This window comes from Nostoc sp. C96 (genome assembly GCF_059384975.1).
This window is the reverse complement of the sequence record NZ_CM182020.1, coordinates 42,128-61,625: the sequence shown is the minus strand read 5'-3', so window position 1 is coordinate 61,625 and position 19,498 is coordinate 42,128. Positions and strand designations below refer to the sequence as shown.

General features: G+C 37.6%; 15 protein-coding genes. 7 read left to right on the top strand and 8 right to left on the bottom strand.

Annotated elements, in window-relative coordinates; all coding sequences use genetic code 11:
• Positions 1-398: 398 nt before the first annotated feature.
• The 8 genes from rpmB to AC504W_RS00235 all read right to left on the bottom strand — a co-directional run bounded on the left by rpmB (position 399) and on the right by AC504W_RS00235 (position 9,085).
• Positions 399-635, bottom strand: coding sequence for a 50S ribosomal protein L28 (gene rpmB, locus AC504W_RS00270; RefSeq protein ID WP_096582101.1), 237 nt, complete (start codon positions 633-635; stop codon positions 399-401).
• Between the two features lie 185 nt (positions 636-820).
• Positions 821-2,791: a molecular chaperone HtpG gene (gene htpG, locus AC504W_RS00265; RefSeq protein ID WP_494875622.1), complete on the bottom strand. Its 1,971-nt coding sequence runs from the start codon at positions 2,789-2,791 to the stop codon at positions 821-823.
• Between the two features lie 211 nt (positions 2,792-3,002).
• Positions 3,003-4,172, bottom strand: coding sequence for a glycosyltransferase family 4 protein (locus AC504W_RS00260; protein ID WP_494875621.1), 1,170 nt, complete (start codon positions 4,170-4,172; stop codon positions 3,003-3,005).
• Positions 4,173-4,212: 40 nt separating this feature from the next.
• A complete protein-coding gene (locus AC504W_RS00255; protein WP_494875620.1) occupies positions 4,213-5,199 on the bottom strand; it encodes a glycosyltransferase in 987 nt (328 codons plus the stop codon).
• 26 nt (positions 5,200-5,225) lie between these two features.
• Entirely contained in the window at positions 5,226-6,200 is a 975-nt protein-coding gene (gene hpsE / locus AC504W_RS00250) for a hormogonium polysaccharide biosynthesis glycosyltransferase HpsE (RefSeq protein ID WP_494875619.1), read from the bottom strand.
• Positions 6,201-6,717: 517 nt separating this feature from the next.
• Positions 6,718-7,146, bottom strand: coding sequence for a beta-carboxysome assembly chaperone CcmS (gene ccmS / locus AC504W_RS00245; RefSeq protein ID WP_494875617.1), 429 nt, complete (start codon positions 7,144-7,146; stop codon positions 6,718-6,720).
• 2 nt (positions 7,147-7,148) lie between these two features.
• Complete coding sequence (locus AC504W_RS00240) at positions 7,149-7,304, bottom strand: hypothetical protein (RefSeq protein ID WP_494875616.1); 156 nt, start codon at positions 7,302-7,304, stop codon at positions 7,149-7,151.
• A complete protein-coding gene (locus AC504W_RS00235) occupies positions 7,277-9,085 on the bottom strand; it encodes an ABC transporter ATP-binding protein (RefSeq protein ID WP_494875614.1) in 1,809 nt (602 codons plus the stop codon). Before AC504W_RS00235 ends, AC504W_RS00240 begins: the two co-directional genes overlap by 28 nt.
• Before the next feature lie 264 nt (positions 9,086-9,349).
• Here AC504W_RS00235 and AC504W_RS00230 point away from each other — a divergent pair, with 264 nt between their 5' ends.
• The 7 genes from AC504W_RS00230 to AC504W_RS00200 all read left to right on the top strand — a co-directional run bounded on the left by AC504W_RS00230 (position 9,350) and on the right by AC504W_RS00200 (position 19,493).
• The gene (locus tag AC504W_RS00230) at positions 9,350-10,198 is read left to right on the top strand and encodes a prohibitin family protein (RefSeq protein ID WP_494875613.1); all 849 of its coding nucleotides are present in this window, start codon (positions 9,350-9,352) and stop codon (positions 10,196-10,198) included.
• Positions 10,199-10,375: 177 nt separating this feature from the next.
• Positions 10,376-10,792, top strand: coding sequence for a DUF1824 family protein (locus tag AC504W_RS00225; protein ID WP_096585492.1), 417 nt, complete (start codon positions 10,376-10,378; stop codon positions 10,790-10,792).
• A 70-nt stretch (positions 10,793-10,862) separates the two neighbouring features.
• Positions 10,863-12,791, top strand: coding sequence for an ABC-F family ATP-binding cassette domain-containing protein (locus tag AC504W_RS00220; RefSeq protein ID WP_494875612.1), 1,929 nt, complete (start codon positions 10,863-10,865; stop codon positions 12,789-12,791).
• A gap of 294 nt (positions 12,792-13,085) precedes the next feature.
• Positions 13,086-14,306, top strand: coding sequence for a sensor histidine kinase (locus AC504W_RS00215; protein WP_494875610.1), 1,221 nt, complete (start codon positions 13,086-13,088; stop codon positions 14,304-14,306).
• A 146-nt stretch (positions 14,307-14,452) separates the two neighbouring features.
• Complete coding sequence (locus tag AC504W_RS00210) at positions 14,453-14,950, top strand: pentapeptide repeat-containing protein (RefSeq protein ID WP_494875608.1); 498 nt, start codon at positions 14,453-14,455, stop codon at positions 14,948-14,950.
• Positions 14,951-15,000: 50 nt separating this feature from the next.
• A complete protein-coding gene (purT, locus tag AC504W_RS00205) occupies positions 15,001-16,176 on the top strand; it encodes a formate-dependent phosphoribosylglycinamide formyltransferase (RefSeq protein ID WP_494875607.1) in 1,176 nt (391 codons plus the stop codon).
• 320 nt (positions 16,177-16,496) lie between these two features.
• Entirely contained in the window at positions 16,497-19,493 is a 2,997-nt protein-coding gene (locus tag AC504W_RS00200) for a PAS domain S-box protein (RefSeq protein WP_494875606.1), read from the top strand.
• Positions 19,494-19,498 lie beyond the last annotated feature (5 nt).

Below are 19,498 nucleotides of genomic sequence, written 5' to 3'. Positions count from 1 at the left end.
CGGAAAATACTGATTTTTCCAATTAAATGAATTTGCTGCTGATATGGGATAAAATACGGAGGCTTCATATTAACTTTAAAGATATGTATTCCAATGGAATACAACTTTATGAAGCTGTATTTGGGAAGATACGCTTAGGCTACCCAACTTTAGAAGAAAAAATATCAATTAAACATAAAAAATATGAATTAATTAAAAACCTCCCTATTGCGGGGAGGTTAATAGCATCAATATTTTGAATTCATTAGCTGTTGATACCTTGCTTGAAGGTGAGTTTAATTAATCTCATTGCCTCATCCTAACTATTTCAAAAGATGAGCATGAAAAACTCACAACTAGGTATTTATATACAAAAGGTGCATAAATACCATCTCGTTGAATTCACTTTGATGAAGGTTTTAGTAATGGTTCAGGTTAATACCTGCTTCTTTAGCCATTGCTTCTAAACCTTTGACCTCTAAGGTTTTGATGGCTTTGGTAGATAGCTTAAGTTTTACCCAGCGATTTCCGCCTTGCCACCAAACGCGCTTATTTTGGAGGTTGGCCTGTTGAAGACGCTTTGTACGGCGATGAGAGTGAGAAATTGCAAAGGCGTTATTTGCCTTTTTACCAGTTAGTTCGCAGCGACGAGACATAGGATTCGACTTAAATACAACCTTTCTATTTTAGGGCTTCGGAAACAGAACAGCGATAGATAAGAACAGGACTTACGTAACAATACCACTTGTTTTGGGATGTAGCGATTTTAAAAACCTCTAATCTTTATGCAAACCAGCGATTTTTCGTGTTCATCCGTAAGTCCTGAGAGAACTGTTTAGCCCTACTTACTGGCTTGTTCTGTCAGCTTAGTAAGTACGTCATTTGAGCGCTCAACGAAAGATTTCATTCCATCAGCGTCAAACCCTTTTTGAGACATCAGCGCCAAATCATAAACATGTTGACAAATCAAATTCACTAGCTGGCCTGTGGGTGATTCTGCTCCGTCTTGAATAATACTACCTTGGTTGAGATTTGCCAGATTTTGAATTAGGGGATGGGAAGTATTTACTAGCAAAATGTGGTCTTCAGGAAATTCTGCATTTTGCTGCTGCATCATGGCATTCATTTCTCGCAGGCGGCGGAGAATTTCTGGTAATAGCACCATTGCTGGGGGTGTCCCTTGGGGGTCATCGGATTTTAAAGCTTCGGTGCGAATGTTAAGTTTGGGTTTGTTAAGAGCTTTTTCAAATAGCTCTTTAATAACTTCGCTTTTGGTTTTGTTGGTTTTGGGGTCAACAATTTCGCCTGATTTGTCTTGATCTAGCAGGGTATTATCTAAGTCAGAGTCTACGCGGGTAAATTTGACATCGTTATATTCTCGTTCTAAGAAGTTGATGAAGTGGGTGTCAATGAATGAGTCCATAAACACAACTTCCAAGCCTTGATTTTTGTGTAATTCTATATATGTGGCTTGGCTGGATTCATCTGTACTGTAGAAAACGCGGTTTTCGTGGCGTTCTTTGTTGCGTTCTAAGTATTCTTTGATAGTTGTGTAGGGAGTGCTGCTAGATGTTGTTGGGGTGACATCTTGCCAAGCATCACCTTCTGAGGATTGGACTTCAACGGCGGGAGTTTCAGCCGCTTTTTGGGCAACGTTGGCGGTGGTACGGAAGACAATAATGTCTTCGACTTGTTTTTTGAACTTTTCGTCGTTGAGAGCGCCAAATTTGACGAAAGTGCCGAGATCCTTCCAAGCATTAATGTACTGCTCACGGTCATCGCGGTAAAGTTCTTTGAGGCGATCGCCTACTTTCTTCGCTATATAATCGCCGATTTTGCGGACAGTGCGATCGCCTTGTAAAGCACTGCGCGACACGTTCAAAGGAATGTCGCTACTATCAATTACACCTCGCATCGGCATCAGGAATTGCGGCATAATTTCTTCGCAGTTGTCGCTCACAAAAACTTGATTGCAGAATAATTTGATTTGCCCTTTAGTTACATCCACATCTGGGCGCATTTTCGGAAAATACAGAATACCGTTGATGATAAAGGGATAATCTGTATTCAGATGCACCCACAGTAATGGTTCTTCTTGGAAAGGATAGAGATAGCGATAAAACTCTAAATAATCTTCTTTGGTTAAACTACTGGGGGACTCTCGCCAAGGAGCTTTTTGCCTGTTTAATACTTCACCATCCAGCTTGATGGGTACTGGCATAAAGTCACAGTAGGTCTTGACAAGATTTTTAATTCGTGCTGACTCTAAATACTCCTCCTCATCTGTCATCAGGGTGAGGGTGATAGTTGTACCGCGAGTAGTACGGGGAGACTCATCTAGGATAAATTCTGGCGAACCATCGCAAGTCCAGTGAATTGCTTGTGACCCTTCTTTATAAGATAGTGTATCAATTTCTACCTTTTGCGCCACCATAAAGGAAGAGTAAAAACCCAACCCAAAATGACCAATAATTGGTTGGTCGGCTTTTCCTTGATATTTGTGAATAAATTCTTCTGCACTGGAAAAAGCAACTTGGTTAATATATTTTTTGACTTCCTCTGCTGTCATCCCTATACCGTTATCGGTAATGGAAAGAGTCTTTTTATCTTTATCAATGGCCAGTTGAATTTCTGGTTCGCCTACATCACCATCATATTCTCCAGCACGGGATACCATTTTTAGCTTTTGAATAGCGTCTACAGCATTAGAGACTAATTCCCGCAGGAAAATCTGATGATCTGAGTAGAGAGACTTTTTGATAATTGGGAAAATATTCTCAGTATGAATACTGATAGTGCCTTGTTCTAGCATAACTTATGGTTAGATAAAAGATTCTCATTGAGGATCTTAAAGGTAGAGTGAGTGTTATTGCTTTGTTTTACAGCCTGATTTTCCCCCAATAGCTGTTCGGATTTCCCTACTGAATTAATTTTGGGTGGATTTAGGCACAAGATGTATCTAAAAATGGTGGTGGCATTTTGGAAGAACTTTTCTTATAAAGAAGTAATTATGAATAATTAAGTTAAACAATTAAATCATTAATTAATTGTTTAGCTTTTTGGACTGCGACATGCCAATTTAATCGCTGTTGATACTCATTAAACGATGATAAAGAAAGTTGTTTATAATCACTATAATTAGCTATAAGTTTAATTATATAGTCGCAGTAAGCTGAAATCTTTGCATCTAATGGAAATATTTTTCCATTGAGATCATCATGTATTAAAGTAGCTAGTCCACCTACATTTGTAGATATAGCAGGTACTCCAAAGGAGTTAGCTTCAGCCACAACGTGAGGAGTACAGTCTGCTGTAGTTGGCAAAATTAAAAAATGAGCTTCTGTAAATAATTGATTTATTTTTTCCAATCCAGATTTTTTAGATTTATCAATAAATTCTATATATTTTACAAATTGTGGTAAAGTCTCATTAATATTTGGTTTGCATCCAACTATTGTTAATTCACATTTTAAACCCAGATTATTTAACTCTTTTGTAATTTGAAAAGCTACATTACCGCCTTTCCTTATCCAGTCAACTCCTATAAATAATAGTTTGCATGGACTGATAGATTTAGATTGAATAATATTATGTATATCCTCAAGGTTACGATTACATACTAAATTAGCTCCATAAGGAACTATTTTAATTTTATTGGCAGGAATATTATATGTCGTCATAGCTGTTTTAGCAGCCCAATCAGATGTATAGATAATTAACTGACACCGATTTAAGGCTTCTGCTTCCATTAAATAGATGTTACGAATATTTTCTTGGCACAAATTATTCATGTGCCGATAAAAATTTATTAAAGAACTGAGGGTAGTATCTGTCCAGATTACAATCGGTTGCTTACAGTCTAGATAAGCAATTGGCACTATATTTTCTGGACATAATATTATATCTGAATTAAGATTTTTTAATTTTATCTGAACTTGACGAGCATAATCTTTCGCTATTAATGGTTCTGCCCAACGATAATAATCTTTTTTAGATATATAGTGGTAAAAGCTCCATTTTAATTTAGTTAAAGCTGTAAAATTTTTACTAAGTGGGCCTAAATAGTCTAGTTCAATAGATTCATCTATTAAGTGTTTTGATATATGGTAGCCTGCGGCACAAACTCCTTGAACATCTTTTGACCAAGAGTTTTGATTTAAAATATCATTTACAGTGGTGTAAGCAATTTTCATAATTTATTGTATAAGTTTTATTTAAATTTATAAACTCTTTTCACTTCATTTCTGTTTTGATATAACCAAAAAAAGTACTAACATCAGATATTTTGGGAAATTTATCAAGCAATAGTTTAGCTATTTGCTTAGGCAATATACTCATAATTATTAGTTTAATGATAGCTTTATAAATAATCATTTTTTTTAGAATAGTGCTGTCATTGATGATAATCATCCATAAAAAACGAGCAGTATGAAAAGTTTTTTGTTGTCCTGGCTCTACTGTAAGAGCTTTGTAGCTAAGATATTTATAAAGGTTAGCAACTCTATAAGGCTTTAACTGCTTGAATGTATGAGGTACATTATTAAATACTTTGTTAATAATTCTTAAATTTGATGCTTCAGAGCCTAAAATATTGGAAGACTTAGAGTTAGTAGATATTCGATAAAGAATTTGAACTTTTTTGATAGGAATAAAATTATAATTAGCAGCTAATCTTAACCACATATCAGTGTCTTCTGCATTAGTTAGTAATTCATCAAATTCACCAACTTCTCTAAAAGCTTGTCTACGCACCATCACATTAGAACCGCTACCAATAAAGTCATCTAGTAATAGTTGTGCATAAACGTTACCTATCCAAGTGGCGTGGCTGCATTTCCGTAAAAAATTATCATTTTCATCAATTGCATCAGTAAAACTATAAGCCACAGTAGCATCGTTATTTTCTTGTAATGCCTGATATTGTGACTTCAGTTTATCTGGTTTCCATAGATCATCAGCATCTAAAAAGCTAACAAATTCAGTAGTAGTATGTAATAATCCACGGTTACGATTTACAGCCGCGTTCGCTTGAGGATAGGTAAAGAATTTGATGCGAGAGTCATGAAAACTAGAAATCTGATTTAATGTTGAGTCGGAGGAAGAAGAATTAATTATAATTAATTCAAAATCAGGTAAACTTTGCTCTAAAACAGATTTAATGGTTTTTTGAATTGTTTTCTCAGCATTATAAACAGGAATTATGACAGATACTAGTGGCATAATATGAGCTAGTAATTTGGATATATTTACTTGTTTTTGACATTGACAATAACTTTCTGCATTTTTAGTCTCCAGATATAAACAGGACTAATTAGAGTACTCATGAGTCTTTCCATTTCACAAGCTGCGACAATATCAGTAGATATAATTTGTCGATAAAAGATGAAATGCAATATTACTTTACGGGTATCGTTCAACAAATATGCAAAAAAAGCAAAAGGTCTTTGCCAAGTTTGAAGTAACAACATTCTTAAGTAATATCGAGTTAAACCAATTCCACGCATAAGCGATAAAAGGTAGCCTTTTTCTAAGCGCCAAGCAGGAATGATATGATCTACTTCCATTGCTGGGTTATACCAAATTTCCCAACCGGCTTTTTGAATATAAAATAAGGCTTCAGCATCTTCACCACCTAACATAGATGAACCAATTCTTCCGACCAGGAAAAGTTGCTGAGGAACATTTTCTTTCCACGCATTTCTTCTAACTACTAAGCCGGCTGTGGGAGGGAAACCTTGACGATGAGGATAATACTGATGAGATGTTTCACCTCTTTCAGTAATTGCTAAGTAAAATAAGATTGGTTTAAGATGTTCTGGTGGTTTTACTTCAAAACAACCATGAATTTGACTAGCGTAAGCTCCAGCTTGCTGATGAGTTTGTGCAAATTTATAAGCTTCTATAATCCAGTTAGCATCTGGTAAATTATCATCATCTAAAAAACCGACAAGTTCACTTTTGGCTTCAATAATTGCTCTATTTCTAGCAAAAGCTGCTCCTTGTTCGGCTTCAAATGTATATCTTAAAGGAAATGGTTGTTGCCAGTTTTGTTGATAATTATAAATTAGTTTTGCTGTACAATCCTTACTATTATTATCAATAATAATAATTTCCCAAGTAAGATTTTCAATACCAACCTGATTTTGTAATCTCTCTAATACTTGAGGTAAACGTCTCTCGCCATTGTAAGTAGGAATGGCTACAGTAAAATCAATAGACATAGCGAAACAAGTCTTAAATTAATACATCTGATATCAAAAGAATTGACGACAGGTGTGATACAGACAAATCATTTTTTGAAAGTTTTTGCCGTAATTTATAATCAATTCAGAAATTAATTTTCATGAATAAGTTTTTGCTAAGGCATAAAATTTCATGCTCCTAGTCTCACTTGTTTATTACATTCTTTTTTGCAACTAACAAAATTTATATAGTTGTGTTAATTGTCAATTTGAATCACAACAATTTAACATATTAGATATTAGAGAAATAAGCAGTGAAATTACCTAAATCTAGTTCTCTTAATAGATATTTATGCAGTGGGCAATTTTATCTCAAACATAACCCCTAACCCTTTCCTTACAAGGGAAGGGAAGAATTAAAGCCTCTAACGCCACTTTCTACAACGTGACGGCACTTCCTTCAACGGGGGAAACCGCACAACACGGTGGCTCATCCTGGTAGGGGAGAGGCTTAGAGAGAGGTTTTAAGAATAAGTCGCATATCGTGTTATTTAAATTAACTGAATAAATTTTCATTCATTCTTTGTTCTAGTAAATCCAACAAACCATCGACATCTTTACCAATTTGGGCAAAACAATCAGGTGGTGATGGTTCTGGTGCAAACTGAATTAACTTAACTTCCCCTTTGCCAATTCCAATCATCAACACTTCTACTTCTGGTTGATGATGTTCAATGATTCCCAGAATTTCTTGCAGGCGATTTTCAACGTTATCATTTAATTTTTCTATCGCTTCTTGTGGACAATATACAAAGTGGGGAGTTGGTTGTAAATCGATGCCGATAGTACCCTGGCTATTGCCATGTTCTAACCATAATGCCCAAGATAGCGCTGCCAGTTCTGGTTGATTTGCTTTAACAAATTTATCTAACTGACTACGCCACTTACTATCTGCTGATTCCGGCTGGGTACTACCAAACATCATAATTAATTCGTAATTCGTAATTCGTAATTCGTAATTAAGGCACGAATGTCTCTCCGCGCCTTTGCGCCTACTCTACCCTTCGGGAACGGCTTCGCCGAACGAGAAGCCGCTACCGCGTCTATGCGTGAGGCTACCTCAAACCCGACTGCACGCGCCATAAACTAGCGTAAACTCCATTTTTCTCCAGCAATTCCTCATGGGTTCCCGATTCTACTAATTGTCCATATTCCATGACATAAATACAATCGGCATTGCGGATAGTGGAAAGACGATGAGCGATCGCAATTGTGGTTCTATTTACTGTAATCTTTTCTAGCGATCGCTGGATAGCAGCTTCGGTTTCATTATCTACGGCTGAGGTAGCTTCATCTAAAATCAAAATAGGAGGATTTTTTAACACTGCACGCGCGATCGCAATTCTTTGGCGTTGTCCACCAGATAGCTTTTGTCCGCGTTCTCCGACAATTGTCTCATAACCTTGGGGCAGATTTTCAATAAATTCATGGGCTTCTGCCACTTTAGCCGCTGTAATGATTTCTTCTTGTGTAGCAGCAAAAGTCCCATAAGCAATATTTTCTGCTACAGTGCCGTGAAAGAGAAATACATCCTGGCTAACTAAGCCTATACAACGGCGCAAATCACGCAAATTTAAGTCTTGGATATTAATTCCATCTACTGTAATTTTGCCAGTTTCCACCTCATAAAACCGTAATAATAGCTTGACGAGGGTGCTTTTACCGGAACCTGTAGAACCGACAATGGCGATCGTTTTGCCAGCGGGAATTTGCAAAGATAGATTTGTAATTACCGCAAATCTATCTTTATAAGCAAAGGTGACATTTTTAAATTCCACTTCACCGCGTACTTTATCCACAGGTAAGGCTACATTTCCTGGATGAATTGTAAGTGGTGTATCCAATAAATTCATTACTCGTTTAGTAGAAGCCATCGCCCGCTGGTATTGGTCAAAAGTATCTCCTAATCTAGTTAAAGGCCATAATAACCGTTGGATTAAAAACACCAACACACTGTATGTACCGACCGTCATTTTTCCCGCAACAGCAGCCATTCCACCATATAATAATAATGCAGTAAACCCAACTAAAATCAGCATCCGAATTAGGGGAACAAATGCAGCCGAAAGTTTAATTGCTTTAGAGTTACTTTTTTTATAAGCTTCGCTATCTTGGGCTAAACGGTAACTTTCATAATCTTCGGCGGTAAAACTTTTAATCGTAGTAATACCGCTTAAATTATTTACCAGTCGCCCATTTAAATAGCCGACTTTTTCTCTGACATCAGCATAACGTGGTGCAAGCAGCTTTTGAAAAGCAAAGGAACCCCAGAGAATAAAGGGCATCGGCGACATCGCCATCCACGCTACACTAGGAGCCAATATAAAGAAAGCTCCACCGATAATGATTACCGTCGTGGCAACCTGGATAATGTCATTTGCTCCCACATCCAAAAAACGCTCTAGTTGGTTGATATCATCACTGAGGATGGACATCAAACCACCAGTGCTGCGTTCTTCAAAATAAGCTAATTCCAAATCTTGTAGATGGTTGTAAGCATCCAGTCGCAGGTTATGCTGAATATTCTGCGCTAAATTGCGCCACAGTTTAGAGTATGCGTACTCAAAAACCGACTCTAGTATCCAAATGATGGCAGTGAGTAGAGAAAGAATTAAAAATTGTCCAAAGACATCTTTTACACCCAACTGAGCAATGATAGAATCCTGCTGCTTTACTACTACGTCTACCGCCACACCAATTAATCCCGGTGGTGCTAAATCAAAAAGTTTGTTGAGAATCGAACAACCAATTGCTAACCAAATTTGCTTACGATACTGGTGTCCGTAGTCAAGCAGGCGGTGGAGGGGATGCACTGAATGTCTACGCTTGTTTAATATCTGACGAGAATTAAATGCTATAGCCACAGTCGTTTACAATTGTGTGCATTTGATAATAACACGGAGAGGAAGTATCTGACTTTTGTAGATTTGAGCCAGCCTCAGCAGGCAAATGACCAATAATCTATTGATGGTACAATCCCCCAGAGCTACTTGTGGTATCAAGCGAAAATCTCCAGCCCCTAAATTTATTTATGAAGCTAATTCAAAATCCAAAATCCAAAATTTAAAATTGCTTGACGTGTCACCATAATACAGGAGTTGCCGGAAAAGCTAAAAGGAGATACAACCTTGAAAAGTCAGCAATTGGGAAATTGGCAAACTACAGTTTTAGGAATTTTGTTAGGACTACTGGTGATTGTCGGACTAAATGCCTTTATTATTATCAACCCAGGACAAGCAGCGGTGATTAGCATTTTAGGTAAAGCTAGAGATGGTGCTTTATTGGAGGGTATTCACTTGAAACCGCCCTTTATTTCCGTGATAGATGTGTATGATTTAACAGTGCAGAAATTTGAAGTGCCAGCAGAAAGTTCGACAAAGGATCTGCAAAATTTATCGGCAAGATTTGCGATTAACTTTCGTCTTGATGCCTCACAAGTAGTTCAGGTGAGAAGAAAACAAGGAACCTTAGAAAATATAGTATCAAAAATCATTGCTCCCCAAACCCAAGAAGCATTTAAAATAGCAGCTGCTAGAAGAACAGTAGAAGAGGCCATTACCAAACGCAGTGAATTAAAAGAAGACTTTGATAATGCTTTAGGCGATCGCTTAGACAAATACGGAATAATTGTGTTAGATACTAGTGTGGTTGATTTAACTTTCTCACCCGAATTTGCTAGAGCAGTAGAAGAAAAACAAATTGCTGAACAACGCGCCCAAAGAGCAGTTTATGTAGCACGAGAAGCTGAACAAGAAGCCCAGGCAGAAATTAATCGTGCTAAAGGTAAAGCCGAAGCACAAAGGCTTTTAGCTGAGACTCTCAAAGCCCAAGGCGGGCAGTTAGTTCTGCAAAAAGAAGCAATTGAAGCATGGAAAACAGGTGGCGCGCAAATGCCTAAAGTTTTGGTTATGGGTGATAAATCACAAAGTACTGTACCTTTTATTTTCAACCTGGGGAATGTTCCCAACCAACAATAATTCAGGTAAATTAATCAAGTAAATTTGACCTTGCCAATTTTAGATTTTTTGTTCATACGGGAAACTTATCTACCCCAATTGTTTCTTTTTAGAGACAGGATCAGTCCAAAATATAAAATTAATTGGCTGTGTTCACCTTACACACAAAGCAAATCCTAGAAAACCATGATTAAATCTATGCCAAATTCCAATCAACTTCCTCTGACTGTCGCTGAAGCTAGAAAATTCCTCAACAAATTCAACTGTTTAGATATTGCACCAGTCCTTGATGCTTCCGAAAAAGCCTTGGTACGCCAAGCTTTAATCCTAGTTACTAAACTTTCTGATTATCAAATATTGGGAATTTGTGCCGACACAGCCGAAGAAGCACTACTAGCAATGAAAACTTATTCGCGGGCTTTGGGTTATGGAGTACCAACTGATTTACCCGCAACTGATGGCCCAGTTTATATCAAATTAAACGGCAAAAATGGTCTATGCTATCTTGATTCCTACGCCGGACATCATCGCGGTGTATTAGTATCTTGCCAATCTTATGATGAAAGAGGAATCAACGAAATGTATGGACATCTACCCCTCGATTTATTTGCTTAAAACTGGGAAAATGTAGGTGAGGCAATAACCTGACCTACTAACTCTCACAAATAATAAGTCACCATATATCATGAGTATTATTACACTCCAATCTATTAAAAAAGATTTTGGCATCAAAGAAATATTAAAAGACGCTAATTTTAGCATTGATGCTAATGATAAAGTTGGTTTAATTGGTACTAATGGTTCTGGTAAATCAACTCTATTAAAAATGATTGCCGGACTAGAACCAGTTGATAGTGGGCAAATTATCACTAGCTCTGGTGCTAAAATCATCTACTTACCTCAGCAACCCGATTTAGATGAAAATCGCACAGTTTTAGAGCAAGTTTTTGCTGATAGTGGCGAACAAATGAAACTTGTGCGTGAGTATGAAGAATTATCAGATCAACTCGCTCATGATCCCGAAGATACTCAGTTAATGTCTCGTCTATCTACAATTATGCAACGGATGGACGCAACAGGCGCATGGGAACTCGAAACCAACGCTAAAATAATTCTCACAAAATTGGGAATTGCCGATTTTGATGCACCCATAGCCACTTTATCTGGAGGATACCGCAAACGCATTGCCTTAGCAACAGCATTACTATCAGAACCAGATGTTTTGCTCATGGATGAGCCGACAAACCATCTTGATGCGCTATCTGTAGAATGGTTGCAAAGTTATTTAAATCGCTTTCGCGGCGCATTATTATTAATTACTCACGATCGCTATTTCTTAGATAAAGTCACCAATCGCATCATCGAAATTGACAGAGGTGACATCTATACCTATACAGGTAACTACTCATATTACCTCGAAAAGAAAGCCTTAGCTGAAGAATCTGCCGCCAGTACTCAACGCAAACATCAAGGAGTATTGCGACGAGAATTAGAATGGTTAAAGCGTGGCCCTAAAGCCAGAAGTACAAAACAAAAAGCCAGAATTCAGCGTGTCCAAGCTATGCGCGAAACTGAGTTTAAACAAGGTTTAGGCAAAGTAGATATTTCGACAGTCAGCCGTCGCATTGGTAAAAAGGTAATTGACTTGAAGAATATCTCTAAAGCTTATAATGACAAAACTCTGATTAAAGATTTTACTTACGAATTCAGTCCAGAAGACCGCATTGGTATTATTGGCGGTAACGGTGCTGGTAAGTCCACCTTAATGAATATTATTACCGGGCGAGTACAACCGGATGCAGGTAACGTAGAGATTGGTGGTACGATTCACATTGGTTATTTTGACCAACATTCTGAAGAATTACTCACGGCTTTGAATGAAGATCAGCGTGTGATTGACTACATCAAAGAAGAAGGTGAATTTGTACAAATTGCTGATGGGACGAAAATAACTGCTTCACAAATGTTAGAGAGGTTTTTATTCCCTGGAAACCAGCAGTATGCACCAATTCATAAACTTTCTGGGGGAGAAAAACGCCGTTTATTTTTGCTACGCATATTAATAAGTGCGCCCAATGTCCTAATTTTAGACGAACCTACCAATGATTTAGATGTGCAGACATTGGCAGTGTTAGAAGATTATTTAGAAGATTTCTCTGGGAGTGTAATAGCAGTTTCTCACGATCGCTACTTTTTAGATCGCACTGTTGACACAATTTTTGCTTTAGAGGAAGGTGGTAATCTTCGTCAATATCCTGGTAATTATTCTGTTTATCTCGACTATAAAAAAGCTGAAGAAGCAGCACAACAAGAAACAGTTAAAAATAACGATAAACCGAAAAACTCTGAAGTTCAATCAGCCACACAACCTAAAGATTTTGAAAGCAAAAAACGCCGCCGACTATCTAATTGGGAAAAGCGTGAATTTGAACAATTAGAAGCTAAAATTTCTCAATTAGAAGCTGAAAAATTTGAAGCAGAAACAGCTATGAATAAAGTTTCTCCCGGAAATTATAGCCAAGTACAAAAACTTTATGAGCAGGTAGAAACTCTCAAAAAAGCAATTGATACAGCTACCGAACGTTGGTTAGAATTAGCCGAAATGGAATCTTGAAATTAATGAAGCTTTGTTGAAGTTTCTCCAATTCTCTGTTGTGGAGAGCGTAACCCCTTGCCCTTTGGTAAGGGCATTTTTATGATTAGATTAGAATTCCGCTATCCAGAGATTGTTTACTTACAATGTTGAGTCAATAATTTATCTTATGCTTCAGCGAGTAAGCCTTAAACTATTGTGTCTTCCATGCCAATTAGTTGAATTGTTTCGATACAGTCAAATCAAAATGACTTTTTCCCTAAGTGCTTGGTGATAGTTTACAGCCTATCTTACCGTTCAACCTAGCTCAATACCATGTTAAGTTCTCCAGTTGTTCTGTCTTTGATTGTCACCCTGATTGCTCTGGGTGCTGGAATCATGGGACTATCTATTCTTAGAACACGAAAAATTCTCACATTTTTCAAGACAGAACCAGATAAACTCAGTTGGCGAATTATGTTTTCGCTCATGGTTTTTTTTCTGGGTGGTTATTCGTTATGTATTTATTTAACAATTACGAGACTGTTTGAATGGATACCATTACTGACTGGTATGGTTTTCTTTTTTGGCGCATTATTTGTTTTGTTTAGCGTTACTATTTACTACCAAACACTAAAAAGATTGTTTCTAGTACAGGAGCAATATCGTATAGCCAAAGAAAACGCAGAATCAGCTTTATCTCAATTAAAAGCAACTCAACAATCTCAAATGCAATTAATTCAACGCGAGACTATGTTAGCTTTGGGAAAAATGGTAGCTGGAGTTGCTCATGAAATTAATAATCCAGTCAGTTTTATTCATGGCAATTTAGGATATCTTCGTCAATATACTAATGACTTACTCAATCTTTTAACAACTTATGCTTCTGTATATCCGAATCCAGATATCAAAATCGTCAAAGCTCTTGCTAAAAGCGACCTGAATTTTATCCATCTCGATTTGCCAAAGCTGCTGGAATCAATGGAGAATGGTACAAATCGAATTAGTGAAATTGTAGAATCACTTTCTAGTTTCTCACGTTTGAATGAATCTGACTATAAAAAAGCTGACATTCATCAATGTATTGATAGCACACTTGTCATTTTGCAGCATAGGCTTAACCGTTATGTGAGTCATAGTGAACCTATTTCAGTAATTAAAGATTATGGCAAAATACCTCAGATTTATTGTAATCCTCGCCTTTTAAATCAAGTATTTCTCAATATAATTAATAATGCGCTTGATGCTTTAATTCAAAAAGAAGCTAATCTTGATAAAAATAAAGCTGAAACATTAACTATTTGGATTCGGACAATTCAATCTCAGGATAATCAAATTACAGTTTCATTCACTGATAATGGTTGTGGTATGAATGAAAATATTTGCCAAAGTATTTTTCAACCTTTTTTTACTACTAAGCCTGTTGGTCAAGGAACAGGTTTAGGCTTATCTATTTGCCATCAAATTATTGTCGAGCAACATGGTGGCTCAATTAAATGTGTTTCTTTGATTAACCAAGGTACTACAATCGATATAATACTGCCGATAAAAAGATAAGTAGGTCGTCGTGAATATTTATCGTCAAGATAAGGCAGGAGGTAGAAGGCAGGAGTGAAGAGGTTTTTAGCTTAGTTAATCTTTCGTAACATAGTTAAATTTTTTCTCACCGACTTACTTATTCATCACTATTGATATTAGATATAATGATTAACTTAACAACTCAAGAATTACAAAAAACTGCAATTCAGTTTTTAGAACAAAATCCTAAACAACGGCTACAAACTCTCAAATTGTTAGGAATATGTCGTTATAAATTTTTGACTAAAGTTAAATTGAATGAAGCAAATATAGTTTGTATAATGAGATTTTTTCAAAATCCTCAACAGCTAAAATTTCCTAATTTAGTTGGTGCTGATTTGTCTGATTTGGTATTAGATGAGGTAAATTTCATTAGAGCTAATTTAACTTATGCTAATCTACAATGTAGCAGTTTAGTTAATGCTGACTTGCTCTTTGCTAATTTTACTAAAGCTGACTTACGCAATGCTGATTTAACAGGTGCAACACTGAATGAAACAATTTGGCTAGATGCTTTAGTGGAAGGTTGTCAATTTGGTCAAGGTATCGGTTTAACTCAGCTACAGTCTCAAGATTTAAAACTACGGGGAGCTAAGTTTACTCATCCAAATAATGAGAATTGAAATCCGAAAAATTATAAGATGATGATACTGAAATTTTTCTGGATAAATTGATGAGTAATTCTATTAAGTTACCTAAAAAACTGATGCTGTTGGGTTCAGGCGAACTCGGCAAGGAATTTGTAATTGCTGCTCAACGTCTAGGTAACTATGTAATTGCTGTTGACCGTTATGTTAATGCTCCGGCTATGCAGGTTGCTGATTGTGCAGAAGTCATTTCAATGCTGAGTGCTGATGATTTAGAAGCGGTAGTTACAAAATATCAGCCTGATTTGATAATACCAGAAATTGAAGCAATTAGAACAGAAAAACTGCTGGAATTTGAGCAACGGGGAATTACAATTATTCCCACTGCGGCGGCGACTAACTACACAATGAACCGCGACAGAATTCGAGAACTAGCACACAAAGACTTAGGCATTAGAACAGCTAAATATGGTTATGCTGTAACGCTGGAAGAATTCATATCAATTTCTGATAAAATTGGCTTTCCAAATGTTGTAAAACCTGTGATGTCATCTTCAGGAAAAGGACAATCTGTAGTAGCAAATAAAGATGAAGTTGAAAAGGCTTGGAATTATGCGATCGCTAATTCCAGAGGTGACAGTCAAAAAGTCATTGTTGAGGAATTTATTAACTTTGAAATCGAGATTACATTACTGACAATTAAGCAATGGAATGACCAGACAATTTTCTGTTCGCCTATTGGTCATCGCCAAGAAAGAGGCGATTATCAAGAGTCTTGGCAACCAGCAAACATATCTGAAGACAAAATATTACAATCTCAAGCAATAGCTAAAAAAGTCACTGATGCTTTAGGCGGTGCAGGCATTTTCGGCGTGGAATTTTTCATCACCAAAGATGAAGTAATTTTTTCTGAACTTTCACCTCGACCCCATGACACGGGTATGGTGACATTAATTTCCCAAAACCTAAATGAATTTGAATTACATTTAAGGGCTGTTTTAGGCTTACCAATTCCTCATATTGAACAACTTGGCCCTTCAGCTAGTGCAGTAATTTTAGCTTCTGAAAAATCAGATTCAATTTCTTTTATCGGAGTTGCTGAAGCTTTAGCTGAAAAAGATGTCGATATTAAATTATTTGGTAAACCTTCGGCTCATCCTTATCGACGGATGGGTGTGGCCTTAGCAAAAGCTGAGACAGTTCAACAAGCAAGAGATAAAGCGATAACAGCCGCTAATAAAGTGCGAATAATCTCGACTTAAAGAATAGAGAATACTTCAGTGATAGGGTTTATATATTGAGTCATATTTGATTTCTCAAAATTGGCGAATCAGATCCCTGGCTTTTCAAATAAGTCAGGGATTTTTTATTTACGAATATTTTTCACAAAATATGTAAATTTATTAAATTACTATAATAAACTCATTTCAACGTAGTTTTTTGTTAGTTTTCCAAATTTTTAGGGAATTCTGGATCTCAAGTAGATTTGTGGATGACCCCAGTCCAGTTCCCAATATAAAACCACACATTAAAGAGTGGATTCCCCTCAGAAAACTTGCAAGAGAATAAGTAATCAAAAAGCATGAGCGAAATATCAGAGCAAACCAACCCCCAAAACGCTCAACCTTATCAGGGGATTGGAGCAGAAACTGAGAGAAATTCCAATCTATTAGAACAAGCTCTACATCAATCAATTGAATATGCCCCGATAGGAATTGTCATATTTGATTGCGATATGCGTTATCTAGCTGTAAGTCATAAATGGCTAGAAGACTATAACTTAAGCAAAGATATTATTGGACACTCCCATTACGAGATTTTTCCTGATGTCCCCCCAGAATGGAAACAAATTCACCAGCAGTGTTTAGCAGGTGCGATCGCTCAACGTGAACAAGACCCCTATCCCCGCGCTGATGGTTCTGTAGAATGGGTAAGCTGGTCAATTCGTCCTTGGCATCTCGCCAACGGTGAAATTGGCGGCATTATCATGTTTACCCAAAACATCACTCAGCGCAAACAAACTGAAATCGCACTCCAACACAGTGAAGAACGCTATCGATATCTCAGCACTGCCACTTCTGAGATGATTTGGACAGTTCCATTAGATGGTGTTACAACCTACGAAAATCAAGCTTGGAATAAATTTACTGGTCAAACCGCTGCTGAATCTCAAGATTGGGGATGGTTAGATGCGATTCATCCTGATGATCGCCCAACGACAACACAAGCATGGGAAAGTGCGATGAAAACACGCACTATCTATCAACAAGAATTTCGACTGCGTCGGCATGATGGCGAGTATCGTTACATCTTGACGCGAGGTGTTCCCATATTAGCGGCTGATGGTAGTGTCCGAGAATGGATTGGCACTTGCAGTGATATTCATGACCGCAAACAAGCCGAAGAAGAGTTGCGCGAAAGCAACATACTACTGAATTCGATTTTAGAAAGCACTCCCGATTTTATCGTTGTCAAAGATTGCCAAGGTCGTCATGTCGCTCTTAACACTAATTTAGCCAATTACATAGGTAGACCAATTGAGGAGATTATTGGCAAAGACGATACGGAAGTTTTGCCATTAGATGCGGCCCTAGCCATCATGGCAAAAGACCGTGAGATTATTGCTACAGGCAAACCACAGAGTTATGAGGAAGAGATTGTTAAAGATGGAATCTTCAGCACATTCCTCACCTCTAAAGCTCCGTGGCGAGATGCTCACGGGAATATTCTCGGCATTATTGCCACAACACGCAATATTAGCGATGTCTACGACGAGCTTCGCTTACGCAAACAAGCAGAAGAAGACTTGCACGAAAGCAATATACTACTGCGCTCAATTTTAGAAAGCACACCTGACTTTATTGTTGTCAAAGATGATCGGGGAATTTATTTTACCCTCAACTCTAGTTCTGCAAATTTTCTGGGTAGAACTGTTGAAGAAGTCATTGGTAAAGACGATACGGCAGTTTTTCCCCCTGAAGTTGCTTGTGAAATCATGGCAAAAGACCGCCAGATTATTGAAACAGGTATTGGTACAACTTACGAAGAAGAACTATCGAATGGGAAAAGTGGAGGAACTTATTTAACATCCAAGGCTCCTTGGCGGGATGATCAGGGCAACATCCTTGGTATCATTGCCATAACACGCAATATTAGCGATCGCAAACAAGCTGAAATCGCCCTTGCTCAAGCTAAAGAAGCCGCAGAAGCCGCCAGCTATGCTAAAAGCGAATTCCTCGCCAACATGAGCCACGAGTTACGCACACCGCTGAACGGTATTCTTGGCTATGCCCAAATATTACAGCGTGCCAAACATCTCAACGAAGAAGAGCGATCGCGCATTGATGTCATTTATCAGTGCGGTTCTCATTTGCTCACCTTAATCAACGACATTCTTGATTTGTCCAAAATCGAAGCCCAAAAAGTGGAATTGATGAGTAGTGATTTCCACTTTCCCGCCTTCTTGCAAGGTGTCGCCGAAATGTGTCGTATTCGTGCAGAACTCAAAGGGATTCAATTTAGTTATCAATTTGCTAGTGAATTACCAATTGGTATCCGTGCTGATGAAAAACGGCTGCGACAAGTATTAATTAACCTTCTGAGCAATGCCATCAAATTTACCGATGCAGGTCAAGTCACCTTTACCATCAGCTATGCTTTTGAAGGCAAAATCCGCTTTGAAGTCCGCGACAGTGGAATTGGTATCCCGCCAGAAAAACTCCAAACCATTTTTCTACCCTTTGAGCAAGCAGGCGACAGGCGGCGACAAATCGAAGGTACAGGATTAGGATTAGCCATTAGCCAAAGAATTGCTGAATTAATGGACAGCACCATTCACGTTCAAAGCGAGATTGGAGTTGGCAGTATTTTCTGGTTTGATGTTGACTTACCAGAAGCTCAAGAGTGGGTAAAAACTTCTCAAGCTGATGATTATGGGCAAATTATTGGTATTAAAGACCGTCAGCCCAAGATTTTAGTTGTTGATGATAAATGGGAAAATCGCTCCGTAATTCATAATTTGCTCAGTCCCATCGGTTTTGAAGTGACGGAAGCCAATGATGGTGAAGAAGGTTGGCAAAAAATCACAGAATTTCAGCCAGATTTAGTCATTACTGACTTGCTGATGCCAAAACTTGATGGTTTTGAGTTAATTCACCGCATTCGTCAGTCAGCAGCTTTTAAACACATCATCATTATTGTTTCTTCAGCCAGCGTGTTTGAAAGCGATCAACATCGCAGCATCGAAGCTGGCGGGAATGATTTTCTGCCTAAACCTATACAGGCGATCGCGCTATTTCAAAAATTGCGGAAATATCTCGATTTAGAGTGGCTGTATGAAGAGCAAACAAGCGAAAACCATTTAATTATAGATAATGCTGAACTAGTCTTACCACCTCAAAATGAGATAGAAACTCTCTATGAGTTAGTAATGAAAGGTAATTTTAAGGGAATCATAAAACAAGCAGCCTTAATATCACAAATTGATCAAAAATATATTCCCTTTACCAAACAGCTGCATCAACTGGCACAAGGTTTTCAAGACCAAGAAATTCTGGCATTAATTCACTCTCACAAGTAAGCGTT